Raw genomic sequence first — 18,120 nt, 5'->3', positions numbered from 1 at the left:
GACTGAGAATCGCAAGATTCGATATGAGATCTAGAAAATGAATAGGGACAGCGAGTTGAAACTGGATATCATATTCTTTCATTTGTCTGGTGACGATGGCAGAGAGGTCACACCTGTTCCCATACCGAACACAGAAGTTAAGCTCTCTAGCGCCGATGGTAGTTGGTCTTACGATCCGCGAGAGTAGGACGTTGCCGGGCAATATATAAATGGATGCGATGAGCCGCACATTGGGGACCTGTTAGGTCTCTTTTTTTTATGTCTTAATTTAAGTGAAATTATTTGCTTCTTTATATTCGAAGTCAATTTTATTGTGAGATATAATAGTATAGATAGAGATAACCAAAAGAGGGATGATGAACTTGAATACTCCTATATTGAATCAAATGAAAACGCACTTTGAAAATTTGGAGCCTATTTCATTGCATGTACCGGGTCATCATTATAATACGATTGGTCATCTGAGTGAAGTCCAATTTAAATATGATGTGACGGAGATAGAAGGGATGGATGATTATCATCATCCTGAATCGATAATTCTTGAAAGTGAAAAGAAATTAACGAGAAATCAATTATACGAATCTAAATACTTAGTTGGAGGTACAACGAGTGGTATTTTGTCAGCAATATTAGGATTCTTACATAAATCTCAGCATGTAGATGGGTATCGTATTGCGATTATGAGGAATGCACATAAATCTATAATTAATGCTATCAATATAGCGAAAGCAAATACTTATATACTTCCTACAAAAATTTCTGAGGCTACAAATGAATATTCAGGTGTAGACTTAGATCAAGTTAATCATGATATTCTAAAAAATGTAGAAGTAGTTGTATTAACTTATCCTAACTATTTTGGAGAAACATATCATATAAAAAAAGTTATAGAATTTTTTCGATCAAGAAATATTGTTACTATAATAGATGAAGCTCACGGTGCACATTTTGATATTTCTACTTCTTTTCCAAGTTCATCTATTAACTATGGCGCAGATATCATTGTGCAGTCATATCACAAAACATTACCAGCCTTTACGATGAGTTCAGTGATGCATATTAGAAAAGATAACCTATATATTGAAGATGTGTGGCGTATGTGTTCGATACTTCAATCTTCTAGTCCATCTTATATGTTAATGTTAGGATTAGAGCACGCGCATCAATTCTACTTGGATTATGATGAGATGCTGTTTTTCCATAGGCGTCAAGAATTGATTGATACGTTTAGAAAAAAGGGATTTCAGGTGATTACTCCTAGTGATCCTTTAAAATTAATGATAACCCATCAAGAATTCTCAGGGTTTCAAATTGCTGAATTATTAGCACAGCATCATATATACACGGAGTTAAGCAACGGAAAATTTTCACTGATTATCCTCCCTTTATGGCATAATGGGGATAGATATCCATTTAAAACGTTATTGGAAAGAATAAAACAATTAAAGATTGAACATGTTGCTTTAAAGGATATTATCATAAAAGAAAATGATATTTTATTAAACAAAAATAGTTCAGATGGTGTTATTAATTATCGAACGCAATCTGATTTAAAAAAATGGATTCCTATAAGTGAAAGTGAAGGGTATTTTTCAGTTCAGCCAATCGTGCCATATCCACCAGGGATACCTTTAATTATGCAAGGAGAAGAGATTAAAAAAGCTGCGATTGAGGGCTTAGCACAGTATATATCTAATGGTGGAAAGGTACACGGCATTAAAGAAGGAAATATTTTAGTTTATCAATAGTTAGGAGAAGATTATGTCTTATTTTATAACAATCGAAGGGCCAGAAGGTTCTGGAAAAACAACGGTAATCAAAGCGATCGCTGATCAATTAATAGCGCGCTTTGATGTGGTTTGCACAAGAGAACCTGGAGGTATAAAAATTAGTGAGGACATTCGAAAGATATTGCTAGATGAAGCGAATGTAATGGATTATCGTACGGAAGCATTATTATTTGCTGCAAGCAGACGGCAACATCTTGTTGAAAAGGTATTGCCAGCAATTCAAAAAGGGGAAATTGTAATTTGTGATCGTTTTATAGATAGTTCATTAGCATATCAAGGCTATGCTAGAGGGATTGGAATGGATGAAATTCGCTCTATTAATGAATTTGCGATTGAAGGTAAATATCCAGATTTAACATTGTATCTTAAAGTAAGTGCAGAAATCGGTTTAAATCGTATTAAAGATAATTCACGTGAAACAAATCGTCTAGATAAAGAAGCGATTGATTTTCATGAACAAGTAGTTGAAGGATATGATATATTAGCCGCACAGTATCCCGATCGTATTCGTATTATTGATGCTGAACAGTCACCGGAGCAAGTGGTATCAGAAAGTATGAAATGGATTAATCAGTTATTGAATTAATTTATGATATAATTTAATAAAGAGGTGTTTAATATGAAAATGGTAATAGCAATCGTACAGGACCAAGATAGCCAGACGTTATCTGATGAACTAACTAAGCATAACTTTAGAACTACTAAATTAGCATCAACAGGTGGTTTTCTGCGTGCAGGGAATACGACATTCTTATGTGGTGTAGAAGATGAACGTGTTGATGAATTATTGAATCTTATCAATATGAAATGCAGAAATAGAGAGCAGACGATTACGCCAGTTACGCCAATGGGTGGAAACGCCGATGCATATATTCCTTTCCCAGTCGAAGTAGAAGTTGGTGGAGCAACTGTATTTGTTATGCCGATTGAACAATTTCATCAGTTTTAATTAAGCTGCGCTAAGCGGCTTTTTCAATATATTTAAAGGAGTTTAAGATGCAACAACAATTAATGCAAGCAATAAAAAATGATAAGCTCAGTCATGCATATTTGTTTGAAGGTTCTAATAAGCAGGCATTAAAAGAAGAAGCAATCATTTTCGCTTCAGCAATTATTTGTGGCGATGATGAAGTTTGTCATTCTAGAATAGCTGCCCATAATCATTCGGATTTTATTATTATGGAAACTGATGAAGCTACGATAAAAAAAGAGATGATTGAAGAAGTACTTCATAAAATGAACCAAAAGCCGATTGAAGGATCATATAAAGTATATATTATCGTTGATTTTGACAAAGTGACAACACAAGGGGAGAACAGCATTCTTAAATTCCTGGAAGAGCCACCAGGGAATACAATTGCATTATTGTTAACAAGTGCACCAAATGAAATATTGCCAACAATTCATTCGCGATGCCAGCATATTTCAGTACAGAACAGACAGGATATCTCATTAACGTTAAGTGGGCAAGTCCCTACGCCTTTACTAATGACATTATCCAAATTAATGATGAGTGAGGACGAGGCAATTTCTTGGTATACAGAGAAAAATTTTGGGGAAGTTCGAAGCCAGGTTGTAACTTGGCTACAGACATTATTAAATGGGGATATGATGGGGCTTATTCAAGTTTCACAATTACAATCACACATCTCAGAACGCGTATATCAACAAATTGCATTGGATATGGTGCAATTATTTCTGCAGGACATACTATATCTTCAACTGAATGAACAGTCAGTAAGAAGCTATCCTGATTATGAAGTTGCCATACAACGTATTAGTCAAAAAATTACGATTCAACAATCAATTAATATGATAGAAGCAGCGCTTAATGCAAAGCAAAAATTATTACAATATGTAAATGCAACATTAGTGTTTGAGCAGATGGCAATAAAAATTGTAGGTGAGGTTAGAGCATGATAGAAATTATAGGTGTCAAGTTTCACAGAGCTGGGCGTACAGAATATTATAGTCCAGGGCATGAACAATTTAATAAGAATGAGTATGTCGTAATCAATCATAAGAAACGTGGTATGGAATTAGCACGCGTCGTAATACCTAATAAGGAAATTAATGAAGATGAAGTTGTAATGCCAGTTGCGGTTATTCATAGAAGAGCGACTGAAGAAGATCTTATAAAGTATGAACAGAACATGGTAGATGCGGATATTGCACTTGAAATATGTAAAAAACACGTTAAAAATCATGAGCTCGATATGCGCCTCGTCAATGCAGCTTACACATTAGATAAAGGGAAGATCATATTTAATTTTACTGCAAGCGAACGTGTGGACTTTAGAGAACTTGTAAAAAGTTTAGCATATGATTTGAAAACACGTATAGAGCTTAGACAAATTGGTGTTAGAGATGAGGCAAAGATTTTGGGTGGCATAGGACCTTGTGGTAGAAGTCTATGTTGTGCAACGTATCTTGGAGACTTTGAGCCTGTATCTATTAAGATGGCGAAAGATCAAAATTTGTCATTAAATCCCACGAAAATTTCAGGCGCATGTGGGCGGTTGATGTGCTGTCTAAAATATGAAAATGATTATTATGAAGAAACAAGAAATAAACTACCGGATATCGGTGCAATTATTGATACACCGCATGGTAAAGGAAAAGTTATCGGACTTAATATCTTAGATGTTACAATGCAGATAAAAGTACCGGAAATTGAAGCACCAATTGAATTCCATATTGACGAAGTAGAAGTTTAGGGGGGCTAGAATTGAATCGAGACGAAATGTTGATGAGACTTTCGCAACTTGAAAAAGACATTAATCAAATTAATGAAAGCTATGATCACTTAAAAACAATGGTTGTAGAACTCATTGAGGAAAATGTCACGTTAAATTTAGAAAACGATAACTTACAGATGTTTATACATGAACCAAAACAAGAAGAGGCGAAAGTACCAAAGAAACATAAAGTACTGCAAAGTAAAGACAATCTTGCAATGCTTTACGCAGAGGGTTTTCATATATGCCCCACAGACTTATTCGGAAAACACCGTGGGGGCGAAGGCTGTATTTTCTGCTTAAATTTATTATCTGATCACAAATAAAAGAGGGCGAAGGGCCTTTTTTTATTAGGGAGGGAAAAATGTTAAAAGAAAATGAACGATTCGATCAGCTTTTGAAAGAAAATCTATCTATCATTCAAAATGATGATGTATTTTCGTTCTCAACAGATGCGTTATTGCTAGCCCATTTCACACAATTACGTGCGAAGGATCAAATAATTGATCTCTGTTCGGGTAATGGGGTTATACCTTTACTCTTGTCGTCTCGTACAACAATGACTATAGAAGCGATAGAGATTCAAGATGCATTAGTTGATATGGCAGTACGTACAATCCAGTATAATGATTTGATATCTCAAATAAAAATGCATCATATGGATCTCAAAGATGTTGGTAGTACATTCTTACCAAGTCAATTTGATGTCGTTACATGCAACCCACCTTATTTCAGGGAGAATCAATCTTATCAACATTTAAAGGAAGCGCATCGTGTTGCACGTCATGAAGTAATGTGTACATTCATGGATTGTGTACGTGCTGCAAACCACCTACTTAAGCAAGGTGGCAAGATGGTGATTGTTCAACGTGCAGATCGATTAGCAGATGTTATTGTGGATATGAGAACCGGAGGCATTGAACCGAAGCGACTCATTCCTATTTACTCCAAAAAATCTAAAACTCAAGCGATTACTGTTATTGTTGAGGGGATTAAAGGTGGTAAACCAGATTTGAAATTACAACCGCCATTTTATATATATAACGATGACGGAACTTATAGTTCAGAGATGAATGGCGTTTATTATGGATAAACACTATATCTATATTCTGAAATGCGCAGATGATTCCCTTTACACAGGATATACAACACATTTAGATAGAAGGTTAGCTGTACATAGTAGCGGAAAAGGTGCGAAATATACAAGGGTAAGGTTACCTGTTGAACGCGTATATGAGGAAAGCTTTGATTCAAAACGAGAAGCTATGCAAAGAGAATATGCGATAAAACAAATGACAAGAGCTCAGAAACTTAAGCTCATAAAAGGAGACTTAGCATGACCGGGGTATTATACTTAGTAGGTACACCAATAGGAAATCTAGAGGATATTACATTTCGAGCGGTTAGAATATTAAAAGAAGTAGATTGTATTTACTGTGAAGACACGCGTGTCACAAGAACTTTGACGATGCATTATAATATTGATACGCCTCTGAAGAGTTACCATGAACATAATAAAGATAAAGTCACCGATCAGCTGATTGAAACATTGGTATCCGGCAATCATATCGCACTTGTATCAGATGCAGGGTTACCACTAATTAGTGACCCAGGTTATGAACTCGTAGTAGAATGTCGTGATAAAGGAATTAGAATAGAAACAATACCTGGTCCAAATGCTGCACTCTCAGCACTTATGACAAGTGGCATTGCTTCATATTCATTTATTTTTGATGGTTTTTTGCCACGTAAAGATAAGGAGAAGAAAAAGAGGTTACAAACTTTAATGGAACTCCCTCATACGGCGATTATATACGAATCACCATTTCGTGTGAAACACACGATTGAAACAATAATGGAAATTGATGCAACAAGAAAAGTATCTATTGCAAGAGAATTAACTAAGAAATTCGAACAAGTAGAAACAGCTAATGTCAAAGAAATCTATAACAAGTTAGACAATGAAATCAACTTGAAGGGTGAATTTGTAATCATAATCGATGCAGTAAGCGAAGCGGATAAAGTACATTGGTGGGCAGAGCTTACGGTATATGAGCATGTGATACATTATATTGAAACAGGTATGCGATCTAAAGAGGCAATCAAACAAGTCGCAGTCGATAGAGATATAAAGAAGAATGAAGTATATGAAATTTATCATATTGAACATTAAAAAAGGTGCCCTGCGGCACCTTTTTTAATGGATATAGTATTTATTTTTCTTCTTGCGCTTCTTTTTCTTCGATTTCTTTAAGTAATTGTGCAATACCTTCTTTACTTAACACAAGTTTACCGCCAGCTAATAGATAGTTATCTTCAGAAACATCGCCTGTCACGGCACAAGTCATGCTAGGTTTATATTTCTTTAAAATAATTTTATCGGCGTCTGTATAAATTTCTAAAGCATCTTTCTCAGCAATATCTAAAATACGTCGTAATTCGATCGGAATAACAACACGTCCTAATTCATCAACTTTTCTTACAATACCTGTAGATTTCATTTTATTTCCTCCATATAATTGTATATTTGATAATATCAGTAAATTCGACACTCGAATTAAATTGTTCGACATTTGTCTTAATTAGAGTGTACTACCTTTTTTTTACAAAGTCAATGGAATAAGGTTATATATATAATTTGTAATGAAATAGTAATGTTTGTTAATTATAATTAATATTATTTGATGTTTATTATTTGTATGTTTTTTTAAAAAATGTCGAATTGTAAGTATTAGTAATATTGAAAAAAACCTTTATTTTATGTATATTTAATAAGTAAAGACGAGGAGGATTTCATATGACGAACAATACTTTTTACGTTACGACCCCTATTTATTATCCAAGTGGGAAGTTACATATAGGACATGCATATTCAACGGTAGCTGGAGATGCAATTGCACGCTATAAAAGAATGCAAGGCTATGATGTTAAATACTTAACGGGTACAGATGAACATGGTCAAAAGATTCAAGAAAAAGCTCAAGCTGCTGGTAAATCTGAAATTGAATATTTAGATGAAATCATCGCAGATATTCAAGCACTATGGAAAAAATTAGATATCTCTAATGATGACTTCATTAGAACGACAGAAGATAGACATAAAGTTGTGGTAGAAAAAGTATTTGAGAGATTACTGGAGCAAGGGGATATTTATCTAGGCGACTATGAAGGTTGGTACTCTGTACCTGATGAGACGTTCTATACTGAAACGCAACTTGTAGATCCTATTTATGAAGGAGAAAAAATTGTTGGGGGTAAGAGTCCAGATTCTGGGCATCCGGTGCAACTTGTCAAGGAGGAAAGTTATTTCTTTAAGTTGAGTAAATATACAGATCGTTTAATTGAATACTATGATGCACATCCAGACTTCATCCAGCCTGTTTCACGTAAAAATGAAATGCTGAATAATTTCATTAAACCAGGTCTTGAAGACTTAGCAGTATCACGAACTTCATTTGATTGGGGAATTAAAGTTCCATCTAATCCGAAGCATGTTGTTTACGTCTGGATAGATGCGTTAACGAATTATATCTCGGCGCTTGGATATTTATCTGAAGATGAGACAGAATTTAATAAGTACTGGCCTGCTGATGTACATATTATGGCAAAAGAAATTGTGCGTTTCCATACAATTATCTGGCCAGCGTTATTAATGGCGTTAGATTTACCTCTTCCTAAGAAAATTTTTGCTCATGGCTGGATTCTTATGAAGGATGGCAAGATGAGTAAATCTAAAGGAAATGTCGTGGATCCTCATATATTAATCGATCGTTATGGCCTAGATGCCGTTCGTTATTATTTAATGAGAGAGCTGCCATTTGGATCAGATGGTGTATTTACTCCGGAAGCTTTCATAGATCGTACAAACTTTGATTTAGCCAACGATCTCGGTAATCTGGTAAACCGTACGATAGCCATGATTAACAAATATTTTGACGGTAACCTTACCGGATACAAAGGGCAAATGCATACAGTTGATGCAGAAATTGAAGATCTAGCAGTAGCAACTAAGAAAGCTTATGATAATGCGATGGAAAATATGCAGTATTCAGTTGCTTTACAAGAAGTATGGAAATTAATTTCACGTACTAATAAATATATTGATGAAACAACACCGTGGATTCTTATTAAAGATACGTCCCAAAAAGAACTCTTAGAGAGCGTAATGTATCATCTTGTTGAGAATATTCGCTTTGCAGCGGTATTGTTACGTCCATTCTTAACAGAAGCACCATATAAAATCTTTGAACAGTTAAATTTAAAAGACAATGCACTTTATGAATTTGATAGTTTAAACACTTATGGACATATTACGGAACTTAAAGTAGTGGAAAAAGCGACACCGATTTTTCCGAGATTAGATGTAGAAGCAGAAGTGGAATTTATTAAAGGTACAATGCAACCACCTGTATCTGAGAAAAATGAAGCTGAAGGTAAAAGTGAAATCACAATTGATGTATTCGATAAAATAGAATTAAAGGCAGCAACAATTATTGATGCAGATTACGTGAAGAAGGCTAAGAAACTGCTGAAAATTCAAGTAGACTTAGGTAATGAAAAACGCCAAATTGTATCAGGTATTGCAGAATTCTATAATCCAGAGGATATCATTGGCAAAAAAGTAGTAGTCGTTACAAATCTAAAGGCGGTAGAACTACGTGGTGAGAAATCAGAAGGTATGATTCTTTCTGCTGAGAAAGATGGACAATTAACACTTGTAAGCTTACCAAGCACGATTGAAAATGGTTCTATCGTTAAATAAATAGGAGTGATTTTGTGTTAATCGATACACATGTACATTTAAACGCAGACCAATATGATGAAGATTTACAGGAAGTTATTGATAGAGCACGTAAAAATGGAATAGACCGTATGATTGTCGTGGGATTTGATGAAAAAACGATTAAACGGACAATGAAATTAATAGAGGATTATGATTTCGTATACGGTGTTATTGGGTGGCATCCAGTTGATGCTATCGATTTCACTGATGAGTATTACGAATGGATAAAAGAACTTTCAAAACATCCTAAAATTGTTGCGATTGGTGAAATGGGTCTTGATTATCACTGGGATAAGTCTCCAAAAGATATACAAAAAGAAGTATTTAAGCGACAAATTCAACTTGCAAAAGAAGTGAAACTTCCAATTGTTATTCATAATCGTGAAGCAACTCATGATGTAATTGAAATATTGAAATCAGAAAATACCCAAGAAGTTGGCGGCGTAATGCATAGCTTCAGTGGCAGCCCAGAAACTTGCGATGAAGTATTAAAACTAAACTTTGTTATTTCTTTAGGGGGACCTGTAACGTTTAAAAATGCCAAACAGCCTAAAGAAGTTGCGAAGCATGTACCACTCGATAAACTACTTGTTGAAACAGATGCGCCGTATTTAACACCGCATCCTTATCGTGGAAAGCGTAATGAACCGATGCACGTAAAGTTGGTGGCAGAAGAGATTGCGGAACTACGCGGTATCACATTAGAAGAGGTGGCACTACAAACAACAGCTAACGCTGAGAGATTATTTAAAATGGCAAATAGGGATTAAATAACTTTAGCGATAAAGACCACGTATTACTCACGTGGTCTTTTATATATATATAACGTATAATATTTAGTTGTATAAAAGTAAAGGATAGATATATATGAAAATTAACGAAATTATTGTAGTGGAAGGTAAAGATGATACAACACGTGTAAAGCTTGCAGTAGAATGTGATACGCTTGAAACGAATGGTTCTGCTATTAACGAAGAGACCATTGAAGCGATTAGACATGCAGCCGAAGTGAGAGGTGTTATTGTACTTACAGATCCTGATTACCCAGGAAATAAAATCAGGAAGACGATTGAAAGTCATGTACCTGCAGTAAAGCATGCGTTTATTGATGCTGATATTGCTGTAAGTAAACGTGGTAAGATTGGTATCGAACATGCACCCATTGAAGCAATTCAAGATGCATTAATGCATGTATCAACGCCGTTTGATTATACTTCTGAAACGGTAAGTAAAGCGTTTTTAGTAGATAACGGCTTAATTATCGGTCCTTATGCGAAGGAAAAAAGGAAGCAAGTATGCAAGTACTTAAGAATCGGTTATTGCAATGGAAAGCAATTATTTCATAGACTCAATGCTTTCGGTATAACTGAGCAGGATGTAAAGCAAGCACTATATGATAAAGGAGAGGAATAATGGAATATAACGATATTGCAACACCAACAAGAACGAAACAGTTATTAGATCGATACGGGTTTAAGTTTAAGAAAAGTCTTGGCCAGAATTTTCTTGTGGATACAAATGTCATCAGAAATATAATTGAGGCTGCAGGTATAGATAAGACGTCAGGTGTAATTGAAATTGGTCCTGGAATGGGGAGTTTAACTGAACAATTAGCAAAACACGCGAAACAAGTCTTAGCATTTGAAATAGACCAGCGACTTATACCGATACTAGGAGAAACGTTAAGTCCTTATGATAATGTAACTGTAATCAACGAGGATATATTAAAAGCAGATGTAGCTTCTGCTATAGAAACGTATCTACATCATTGCGATGAAATTTTCGTTGTGGCCAATTTACCTTATTATATTACAACGCCGATATTAATGGGCTTACTGGAAAAAAACTTGAATATTAACAGTTACGTGGTGATGATGCAAAAAGAAGTAGGAGAGCGTTTGTCTGCAATCCCTTCAACAAAAGCGTATGGTTCATTATCCATTGCAGTGCAGTACTATACGGATGTGAAACGTATTATGGTTGTTCCTAAAGGTGTCTTTATGCCCCCGCCGAATGTAGACTCTCTCGTAGTTAAGCTGACAACATTAGAGAGCCCTCGTGTAGATGTTGAAGACGAAACGTTGTTCTTTAAGTTAACTAGAGGTGCTTTCGTCCAGCGCAGGAAGACAATCTTAAATAACTATATGAGCTTGATACAAGATAGTAAGGAGCACAAAGAACTTATTATTGAATGGCTTGAGGCAAGTGGCGTAGCACCTTCACGTCGTGGAGAGAGCCTTAATTTAAATGATTATGCACAACTTTCAAATAATATGAAAAAGTATCCAGAGTTGGTGATTTAAAACATTGACAACAGAAAATAAAATTGTTAAAATTAAAAATTTTATTGACTATTTTTCATTATAATGCTAAAATGAAGGGCATAGCGAGGTGGGTCATTATGCCAAAAACATTAGTAGACATCAAAAAAATTCTTGACTGTCAGTTGGGTAATCGAATTGTATTAAGAGCTAATGGAGGACGTAAAAAGTTAATTGAGCGTCGTGGTGTGCTTAAAGAAACTTATCCATCAGTTTTCGTGGTCGAACTAGACCAGGAGCAACATAATTTTGAGCGTGTGTCTTATACATACACGGACGTTTTAACAGAAAACGTGCAAGTTACATTTGTAAATGATCAACAAGAAGAATTTCTTGTACAATAATTAGTGAAGCATATTCTCTACGTAGAGAATATGCTTTATTTTTTATTTTCTTTATCAATCTACAATTTAGAAATCGAATTGTGATAAAATAACTGTATTAATTAATTGAGCGAGGACGAGATATGATTTATGAGAATGCACCAGCTAAAATAAATTTGACACTAGATACACTATATAAAAGAAATGATGGCTATCATGAAGTAGAAATGATAATGACAACAGTAGACTTATATGATCGACTGACTTTTGAGAAGAGAAAAGATAAAAAAATTGTACTCAAAATAGAGCATCGATACGTGCCAAACGATCATAGAAACTTAGCTTATAAGGCTGCAGAACTTATGATAGAGCGTTACAATATAAAATGCGGAGTAACGATTACGCTCGATAAAACAATTCCGATAGCGGCAGGTCTAGCAGGAGGTTCTAGTGATGCTGCTGCCACATTTCGCGGAATGAACAAACTGTTTGAATTGAACCTATCACTTGAAACTTTAGCAGAACTGTCAAGTGAAATTGGGTCAGATATTCCATTTTGTATATACGGAAGAACGACACTATGTACAGGCCGTGGTGAAGTACTTGAACATTTACCGAAGCCACCTTCATGCTGGGTAATCTTAGCTAAACCTGAGATCAGTGTATCGACGCAAGAGGTTTATAGTGCACTTGATCTATCACAAGCACATGAACAGATTGAAAATGAGAAATGCAGACGTGCCATTGAAGCAGGAGATTACCTGGAGATGATACGCTCTTTAGGGAATAGGCTAGAAGCTGTAACGATAGAAATGCATCCTGTTATTCAAATGCTTAAAGAAACGATGATGAAAGCCGGAGCAGATGCTGCTATGATGAGCGGCAGTGGACCTACTGTATATGGATTAGCAGCAAAAGAACGCCAAGCTAAAAGCGTAGTCAATGCATTAAAAGGATGTTGTAAAGAAGTATATATGGTAAGGATGCTGGGGTAGGGAAAACCGAACATTTGTGGTATATTAAACATACATCATGCGTAAATGAGGGATTTTATGAAATTTAAGAGGAGTGAACGTATCGTCTACATGACGAGTTATTTGCTAAGCCATCCAAATGAGCTTGTGCCATTAACCTACTTTGTAGAAAAGTTTGGACAGGCTAAGTCTTCAATTAGCGAGGACGTACAAATTATTAAAGATACTTTTGAAAAAGAAGAGATTGGAATTATCACAACAACAGCTGGAGCGAGTGGTGGAGTAACGTTCAGACATAGAATGTATTATGATGAAGCCGAAGGACTGATCAGAACATTATGTAATATGTTGCAGGAGGAGGAAAGACTGCTTCCTGGAGGTTATTTATTCATGTCAGATGTTGTGGGTAATCCGAGATTGCTTGGGCAAGTGGGAAAACTGATTGCTACAATGTATATGAATGAAGAAATAGATGCAGTAGTTACCATAGCGACAAAAGGAATCTCATTGGCGAATGCAGTAGCCAGCATTTTAAACTTACCGGTTGTAGTAATAAGAAAAGATAACAAAGTAACGGAAGGTTCTACGGTTTCTATCAACTATGTATCTGGTTCTTCGAGAAAGATAGAGACGATGGTATTATCAAAGCGCACGCTTCCTGAAGGTTCGAAAGTTTTGGTTGTTGATGATTTCATGCGTGCAGGAGGCTCTATAACAGGGGTCATGAATTTAATGAATGAGTTTAAAGCAACAGTAAAAGGGGTAACAGTATTAGTAGAATCGAAAGAAGTTAAGAATCGTTTAATTCAGGACTATACCTCTTTGGTTAAATTATCTAATGTAGATGAATATAATCAATCTTTTACTGTTGAAGAAGGTAATTGCTTAGACAAATTTTCTGAAGCAGGGAGAAATTAACATGAAAAATATTTATTCTAAAAATGCGCCAGAAGCAATCGGGCCATATTGTCATGCTGTTGTTGTAAACAATATGGTTTATACAAGCGGTCAAATTCCTTTGACATTACAAGGTGAATTAGTCAGTGAAGATGTTCAGGAACAAACAAAGCAAGTGCTGGACAACTTATCTGCCGTTCTTGTAGATAGCGGTGCTCATTTGGATAGTGTGGTAAAAACGACAATCTTTATTAGTGATATGAATGACTTTCCGTTAATTAATGAAGTTTACGGTGAATATTTTAATACCCATTTACCAGCAAGAAGCTGTGTTGAAGTGAGTAGATTACCAAAAGACGTAAAAGTTGAAATTGAAGCGGTGGCCCTGAAACTATAAACGATCATTAACTTACATTTATATTAGGAGGCTATTCAGAATGAAGGTCACAGATGTAAGAATGAGGAAGTTAGTTACGGATAGTAGGATGAAAGCTTTAGCATCCATTACGTTGGATGAAGCGTTTGTAATACATGATTTGAGAGTGATTGACGGAAATAATGGTCTTTTTGTAGCCATGCCAAGTAAACGAACATCTGATGGAGAATTTCGTGATATCGCACATCCTATTAACAGCGAAATGCGACAAGAAATTCAAGAAGCAGTTATGAAGGTTTACGATGAAACAGAAGCGGTTGAACCTGGTACAAGTGCTATAGATATCGCTGATAGTGCTACAAGTGAAGTATCATCACAATTAGAAGAGTCTGATTCAGATACGGCGTTATCAGAAGATTTAAAAGCATAAAAAAGGTAGGCAGATGCCTATCTTTTTTTTTAATGGATTGTTGGCACTTTCGAAATTTGCTTTCAATGCCTTCCGAAAATTGCCCTAAATAGATAAAAAATATGTTAAAATATTATAGACTGGGTACTTAAGAAAAGATGCTCTATCATAAACTATAATATCACTCAAAATGGAGGACATATGATGACAAGACAAGCTGTTATTCTCGCTGCAGGTAAAGGGACGAGAATGAAGTCGAAACTTCACAAAGTGTTGCATCCTGTCTGTGGTAAGCCGATGGTGAAACATGTCATAGATAATATTAAGAAAGCAGACGTTACTGAAATCGTAACGATTGTGGGATACGGTGCCGAAGATGTAAAGGCTGCTTTACGAGATCAATCATTATTCAGTATGCAAAGTGAGCAACTTGGTACTGCGCATGCTGTACAAATGGCTGCAGAACATTTAGAAGGTAAACAAGGAACAACAATTGTCATTTGTGGAGATACGCCATTAATCTCTGAAGAAACAATTGCCGGATTTATTGCGCATCATGAATTAACAGGTGCAAAAGCGACGATTCTTTCCGCTAAGACAAATACACCATTTGGCTACGGTAGAATTATTCGCGATACACATGGTGCAGTAGAGCGCATTGTTGAAGAGAAGGATGCTTCGATAGAAGAGCGACTAATAAATGAAGTGAGTTCGGGAACATTCTGCTTTGATAACGCATTGTTATTCGAACTGCTTGGACAAGTCGATAACAACAACGCACAAGGCGAGTACTATCTTCCGGATGTAATCAAATTACTACGTGAAAGAAATGAACTTGTTGAAGCATATGTCACTGAAGATTTTAGTGAAACATTAGGGATTAATGATAGATATAATTTATCTATAGCAGAACAAACGCTACGTTTAAGAATTAACAAACAACATATGATGAATGGTGTAACCATTATTGATCCATTAACGACATACATAGAATCGGATGTAGTCATCGGTAGCGACACAATTATTGAACCGAATGTGATGTTAAAGGGAAGCACGCAAATTGGTAATGATGTCATCATTACTTCCGGTAGTACTATTTCAGATAGTAAGATTGCCGACAACGTAACAATAAAGCATTCTGTAATCGCTGAATCTGAGGTGGGTGACTCTACGACAATTGGGCCGTTTGCTCAATTAAGACCGGGAAGTCTCTTGGGAACGGATGTAAAGGTTGGAAATTTTGTAGAGATCAAAAAAGCAAAGTTGGATGATGAAGCAAAAGTGTCACATCTAAGCTATATAGGAGATGCACAGATCGGTGCTAGAACGAATATAGGCTGTGGAGCCATTACTGTCAATTATGATGGTACAAATAAATTTAAAACAATTGTTGGGAAAGATGCGTTTATCGGTTGCAACTCGAATCTAGTTGCACCTGTTACAATTGGCGATGAATCCTTTATCGCAGCAGGTTCTACCATTACTGATGATGTACCTGAAAAAAGTCTGGCACTAGGTCGTGCGCGTCAGACAACTAAAGATGGCTATTATGATAAATAAATATTCATATTTCAAAACGGAGGCTTAAAAAATGATGAACAGCGAATATAAGAATACGTCTTTAAAAATCTTTGCATTAAATGGTAATAAACCTTTAGCAGAGGAAATTGCTAAAGTCGTAGGTATTCCTTTAGGAAAATCAAGTGTTAAACGTTTTAGTGACGGGGAAGTTCAAATTAATATTGAAGAAAGTATTCGAGGATGTGATGTATTCATCGTTCAACCTACTTCAAATCCTGTTAACGAACGCTTAATGGAACTATTAATTATGATTGACGCACTAAAGCGTGCTTCAGCAGAAACTATTAACATCGTGATGCCATATTATGGCTATGCAAGACAAGATCGTAAAGCAAGAAGTCGGGAACCAATTACGGCAAAACTTGTTGCAGATATGATGGAAAAAGCAGGAGCAGACCGTGTAATTGCTCTTGATTTACATGCGCCGCAAATTCAAGGATTTTTCAATATTCCAATTGACCACCTCATGGGTGTTCCGATTCTTTCAGATTATTTCGATGCGAAAGAAGGGATTGACAAAGAGTCTATCGTAGTTGTATCACCTGACCATGGTGGGGTGACACGTGCACGTAAGATGGCAGATCGATTAAAAGCGCCGATTGCGATTATTGATAAACGTCGTCCAAAACCGAATGTAGCAGAAGTTATGAATATTGTAGGAGATATCAATGGTAAGACGGCGATTATCATCGATGATATTATTGATACTGCTGGTACAATTACACTTGCTGCTCAAGCGCTGATTGATAAAGGTGCTAAAGAGGTATATGCATGTTGTACGCACCCTGTACTATCAGGGCCAGCATATCAACGTATCGAGGACTCGGCTATTAAAGAGCTGGTTGTAACAAATTCCATTATTCTACCAGAAGAGAATAAGCCAGCTAAGATTAAGCAATTATCTGTAGGAGAACTTTTAGCACAGGCAATTGTGCGTGTATATGAACAAGAGTCTGTAAGTATTTTATTTGATTAGTAACAAGAAGAAATTGGGTAGGAGCATTCAGTCGTCTAGGCCGTCAATCATAATAGTAAAAAGGGTTTTGTTGCATCTTTCGAAGTAAAAATTAAAAATTAAAAATTATGTTTATTAGTTAAAAATAATGGGTATTTATAATATATCGATGAACACAATAAACGTTTTACAAGCAGGTTTTCACAACTGATGGGTAAACGTAGGAGCGCGATGGTGCGCAAAAAGGAGATTATATTATGACTTCATTAAAAGCAATTATTAGACAAGGTAAACAAACTAAAGGTGAACTAAACAAGATTAGAAATGAAGGTAAGATTCCTGCAGTTGTTTATGGCTACGGTGCATCAAATACTTCAGTTAAAGTAGATGAGCCTGAATTCGTTAAAGTTATTCGTGAAGTTGGGCGCAACGGAGTTATTGAACTAGGAGTGGGTGCAAAAACTATTAAAGTTATGGTTTCAGATTATCAAGTCGATCCTCTTAAAAATAAGGTTACGCATATTGACTTCTTAGCAATTAATATGAAATCTGAATTAACGGTAGATGTTGTTATAAATTTAACAGGCGAAGCTCAAGGTGTTAAAGAAGGTGGCGTAGTTCAACAGCCACTGTTCCAGTTATCTGTAACAGCTACACCAGATGAAATTCCTGAAACGATTGAAGTTGATGTAACTGAATTAAATATCGGAGACTCAATTATGGTAGGAGATTTGAAATCAGGTAAAGCTTATACAATTAATAATGAAGACGATGAAGCGATTGTATCTGTAGTTCCACCAACAGTCGAAGTAGAGTCAGAAGAAGGCGAAGCTGCTGAAGGTGAAGAAGCTTCTGAAGAGGACGCTCAAGGCGAAGAAAAAGCTGAATAATACGTTAGTTTTTAGGGATGAGGCTTATAGTCTCATCTCTTTTTGTGTCTTTAATGAATTATTATTATAATTTGTCTATAATG

Annotated in this window: 22 protein-coding genes and 1 rRNA gene; 22 read left to right on the top strand and 1 reads right to left on the bottom strand. The window is 35.8% G+C overall.

What is annotated here, in order from left to right:
* Positions 1–85 precede the first annotated feature (85 nt).
* From rrf to rsmI, 10 genes are all read left to right on the top strand, one after another.
* A 5S ribosomal RNA gene (gene rrf / locus QNJ52_RS11135) occupies positions 86–200 on the top strand.
* 156 nt (positions 201–356) lie between these two features.
* Positions 357–1,748, top strand: coding sequence for an aminotransferase class I/II-fold pyridoxal phosphate-dependent enzyme (locus QNJ52_RS11130; RefSeq protein ID WP_222111898.1), 1,392 nt, complete (start codon positions 357–359; stop codon positions 1,746–1,748).
* A gap of 13 nt (positions 1,749–1,761) precedes the next feature.
* Entirely contained in the window at positions 1,762–2,376 is a 615-nt protein-coding gene (gene tmk, locus QNJ52_RS11125) for a dTMP kinase (RefSeq protein WP_219493372.1), read from the top strand.
* Between the two features lie 33 nt (positions 2,377–2,409).
* Positions 2,410–2,739 carry a cyclic-di-AMP receptor gene (locus QNJ52_RS11120; RefSeq protein ID WP_086043577.1) on the top strand — a complete coding sequence of 110 codons (330 nt, stop codon included), beginning with the start codon at positions 2,410–2,412 and terminating at the stop codon, positions 2,737–2,739.
* Positions 2,740–2,786: 47 nt separating this feature from the next.
* Complete coding sequence (locus QNJ52_RS11115; RefSeq protein WP_219493371.1) at positions 2,787–3,710, top strand: DNA polymerase III subunit delta' C-terminal domain-containing protein; 924 nt, start codon at positions 2,787–2,789, stop codon at positions 3,708–3,710.
* A complete protein-coding gene (locus QNJ52_RS11110) occupies positions 3,707–4,507 on the top strand; it encodes a PSP1 domain-containing protein (RefSeq protein WP_219493370.1) in 801 nt (266 codons plus the stop codon). The genes QNJ52_RS11115 and QNJ52_RS11110 overlap by 4 nt, the downstream gene beginning before the upstream one ends.
* Positions 4,508–4,518: 11 nt before the next feature.
* On the top strand, positions 4,519–4,854 hold the full coding sequence (yabA, locus tag QNJ52_RS11105) for a DNA replication initiation control protein YabA (RefSeq protein ID WP_219493369.1): 336 nt from the start codon (positions 4,519–4,521) through the stop codon (positions 4,852–4,854).
* Positions 4,855–4,892: 38 nt separating this feature from the next.
* Entirely contained in the window at positions 4,893–5,621 is a 729-nt protein-coding gene (locus QNJ52_RS11100; protein WP_219493368.1) for a tRNA1(Val) (adenine(37)-N6)-methyltransferase, read from the top strand.
* On the top strand, positions 5,614–5,868 hold the full coding sequence (locus tag QNJ52_RS11095) for a GIY-YIG nuclease family protein (protein ID WP_219493366.1): 255 nt from the start codon (positions 5,614–5,616) through the stop codon (positions 5,866–5,868). The genes QNJ52_RS11100 and QNJ52_RS11095 overlap by 8 nt, the downstream gene beginning before the upstream one ends.
* Complete coding sequence (gene rsmI / locus QNJ52_RS11090) at positions 5,865–6,701, top strand: 16S rRNA (cytidine(1402)-2'-O)-methyltransferase (protein ID WP_219493365.1); 837 nt, start codon at positions 5,865–5,867, stop codon at positions 6,699–6,701. The genes QNJ52_RS11095 and rsmI overlap by 4 nt, the downstream gene beginning before the upstream one ends.
* A 40-nt stretch (positions 6,702–6,741) precedes the next feature.
* On the opposite strand, the gene QNJ52_RS11085 is transcribed toward rsmI, so the two are convergent.
* Complete coding sequence (locus tag QNJ52_RS11085) at positions 6,742–7,029, bottom strand: AbrB/MazE/SpoVT family DNA-binding domain-containing protein (RefSeq protein ID WP_099482735.1); 288 nt, start codon at positions 7,027–7,029, stop codon at positions 6,742–6,744.
* Between the two features lie 296 nt (positions 7,030–7,325).
* Here QNJ52_RS11085 and metG point away from each other — a divergent pair, with 296 nt between their 5' ends.
* From metG to QNJ52_RS11025, 12 genes are all read left to right on the top strand, one after another.
* Positions 7,326–9,290 carry a methionine--tRNA ligase gene (gene metG, locus QNJ52_RS11080; RefSeq protein WP_219493364.1) on the top strand — a complete coding sequence of 655 codons (1,965 nt, stop codon included), beginning with the start codon at positions 7,326–7,328 and terminating at the stop codon, positions 9,288–9,290.
* Between the two features lie 14 nt (positions 9,291–9,304).
* Positions 9,305–10,081: a TatD family hydrolase gene (locus tag QNJ52_RS11075; protein WP_283722617.1), complete on the top strand. Its 777-nt coding sequence runs from the start codon at positions 9,305–9,307 to the stop codon at positions 10,079–10,081.
* Positions 10,082–10,178: 97 nt separating this feature from the next.
* Entirely contained in the window at positions 10,179–10,724 is a 546-nt protein-coding gene (gene rnmV / locus QNJ52_RS11070) for a ribonuclease M5 (protein ID WP_099482732.1), read from the top strand.
* Complete coding sequence (gene rsmA, locus QNJ52_RS11065; RefSeq protein ID WP_219493360.1) at positions 10,724–11,614, top strand: 16S rRNA (adenine(1518)-N(6)/adenine(1519)-N(6))-dimethyltransferase RsmA; 891 nt, start codon at positions 10,724–10,726, stop codon at positions 11,612–11,614. The genes rnmV and rsmA overlap by 1 nt, the downstream gene beginning before the upstream one ends.
* A 98-nt stretch (positions 11,615–11,712) precedes the next feature.
* The gene (gene veg / locus QNJ52_RS11060) at positions 11,713–11,976 is read left to right on the top strand and encodes a biofilm formation stimulator Veg (protein ID WP_041636232.1); all 264 of its coding nucleotides are present in this window, start codon (positions 11,713–11,715) and stop codon (positions 11,974–11,976) included.
* A 122-nt stretch (positions 11,977–12,098) separates the two neighbouring features.
* Positions 12,099–12,950, top strand: coding sequence for a 4-(cytidine 5'-diphospho)-2-C-methyl-D-erythritol kinase (gene ispE, locus QNJ52_RS11055; protein ID WP_219493359.1), 852 nt, complete (start codon positions 12,099–12,101; stop codon positions 12,948–12,950).
* 57 nt (positions 12,951–13,007) lie between these two features.
* The gene (purR, locus tag QNJ52_RS11050) at positions 13,008–13,847 is read left to right on the top strand and encodes a pur operon repressor (protein ID WP_219493357.1); all 840 of its coding nucleotides are present in this window, start codon (positions 13,008–13,010) and stop codon (positions 13,845–13,847) included.
* Position 13,848: 1 nt separating this feature from the next.
* The gene (locus tag QNJ52_RS11045; RefSeq protein WP_219493355.1) at positions 13,849–14,223 is read left to right on the top strand and encodes a RidA family protein; all 375 of its coding nucleotides are present in this window, start codon (positions 13,849–13,851) and stop codon (positions 14,221–14,223) included.
* A 40-nt stretch (positions 14,224–14,263) separates the two neighbouring features.
* Positions 14,264–14,632 carry a septation regulator SpoVG gene (gene spoVG / locus QNJ52_RS11040; RefSeq protein WP_219493354.1) on the top strand — a complete coding sequence of 123 codons (369 nt, stop codon included), beginning with the start codon at positions 14,264–14,266 and terminating at the stop codon, positions 14,630–14,632.
* 183 nt (positions 14,633–14,815) lie between these two features.
* Positions 14,816–16,171, top strand: coding sequence for a bifunctional UDP-N-acetylglucosamine diphosphorylase/glucosamine-1-phosphate N-acetyltransferase GlmU (gene glmU / locus QNJ52_RS11035; protein ID WP_283722618.1), 1,356 nt, complete (start codon positions 14,816–14,818; stop codon positions 16,169–16,171).
* A gap of 31 nt (positions 16,172–16,202) precedes the next feature.
* Complete coding sequence (locus QNJ52_RS11030) at positions 16,203–17,168, top strand: ribose-phosphate diphosphokinase (RefSeq protein WP_219493351.1); 966 nt, start codon at positions 16,203–16,205, stop codon at positions 17,166–17,168.
* Positions 17,169–17,404: 236 nt separating this feature from the next.
* Positions 17,405–18,037: a 50S ribosomal protein L25/general stress protein Ctc gene (locus tag QNJ52_RS11025; protein ID WP_219493350.1), complete on the top strand. Its 633-nt coding sequence runs from the start codon at positions 17,405–17,407 to the stop codon at positions 18,035–18,037.
* The last annotated feature ends 83 nt before the right edge of the window (positions 18,038–18,120 follow it).

Source organism: Macrococcus sp. S115 (assembly GCF_030067655.1).
Taxonomy (GTDB): domain Bacteria; phylum Bacillota; class Bacilli; order Staphylococcales; family Staphylococcaceae; genus Macrococcoides; species Macrococcoides psychrotolerans.
Note: the sequence above shows the minus strand (reverse complement) of the source record. Positions and strands in the feature narration are given on the sequence as shown.

Coding starts and splice junctions, on each gene's coding strand:
- QNJ52_RS11130 (WP_222111898.1), top strand. CDS start 357: ATGAACTTGAATACTCCTATATTGAATCAAATGAAAACGCACTTTGAA.
- tmk (WP_219493372.1), top strand. CDS start 1,762: ATGTCTTATTTTATAACAATCGAAGGGCCAGAAGGTTCTGGAAAAACA.
- QNJ52_RS11120 (WP_086043577.1), top strand. CDS start 2,410: ATGAAAATGGTAATAGCAATCGTACAGGACCAAGATAGCCAGACGTTA.
- QNJ52_RS11115 (WP_219493371.1), top strand. CDS start 2,787: ATGCAACAACAATTAATGCAAGCAATAAAAAATGATAAGCTCAGTCAT.
- QNJ52_RS11110 (WP_219493370.1), top strand. CDS start 3,707: ATGATAGAAATTATAGGTGTCAAGTTTCACAGAGCTGGGCGTACAGAA.
- QNJ52_RS11100 (WP_219493368.1), top strand. CDS start 4,893: ATGTTAAAAGAAAATGAACGATTCGATCAGCTTTTGAAAGAAAATCTA.
- QNJ52_RS11095 (WP_219493366.1), top strand. CDS start 5,614: ATGGATAAACACTATATCTATATTCTGAAATGCGCAGATGATTCCCTT.
- rsmI (WP_219493365.1), top strand. CDS start 5,865: ATGACCGGGGTATTATACTTAGTAGGTACACCAATAGGAAATCTAGAG.
- QNJ52_RS11085 (WP_099482735.1), bottom strand. CDS start 7,029: ATGAAATCTACAGGTATTGTAAGAAAAGTTGATGAATTAGGACGTGTT.
- metG (WP_219493364.1), top strand. CDS start 7,326: ATGACGAACAATACTTTTTACGTTACGACCCCTATTTATTATCCAAGT.
- rnmV (WP_099482732.1), top strand. CDS start 10,179: ATGAAAATTAACGAAATTATTGTAGTGGAAGGTAAAGATGATACAACA.
- rsmA (WP_219493360.1), top strand. CDS start 10,724: ATGGAATATAACGATATTGCAACACCAACAAGAACGAAACAGTTATTA.
- veg (WP_041636232.1), top strand. CDS start 11,713: ATGCCAAAAACATTAGTAGACATCAAAAAAATTCTTGACTGTCAGTTG.
- ispE (WP_219493359.1), top strand. CDS start 12,099: ATGATTTATGAGAATGCACCAGCTAAAATAAATTTGACACTAGATACA.
- purR (WP_219493357.1), top strand. CDS start 13,008: ATGAAATTTAAGAGGAGTGAACGTATCGTCTACATGACGAGTTATTTG.
- QNJ52_RS11045 (WP_219493355.1), top strand. CDS start 13,849: ATGAAAAATATTTATTCTAAAAATGCGCCAGAAGCAATCGGGCCATAT.
- spoVG (WP_219493354.1), top strand. CDS start 14,264: ATGAAGGTCACAGATGTAAGAATGAGGAAGTTAGTTACGGATAGTAGG.
- glmU (WP_283722618.1), top strand. CDS start 14,816: ATGACAAGACAAGCTGTTATTCTCGCTGCAGGTAAAGGGACGAGAATG.
- QNJ52_RS11030 (WP_219493351.1), top strand. CDS start 16,203: ATGATGAACAGCGAATATAAGAATACGTCTTTAAAAATCTTTGCATTA.
- QNJ52_RS11025 (WP_219493350.1), top strand. CDS start 17,405: ATGACTTCATTAAAAGCAATTATTAGACAAGGTAAACAAACTAAAGGT.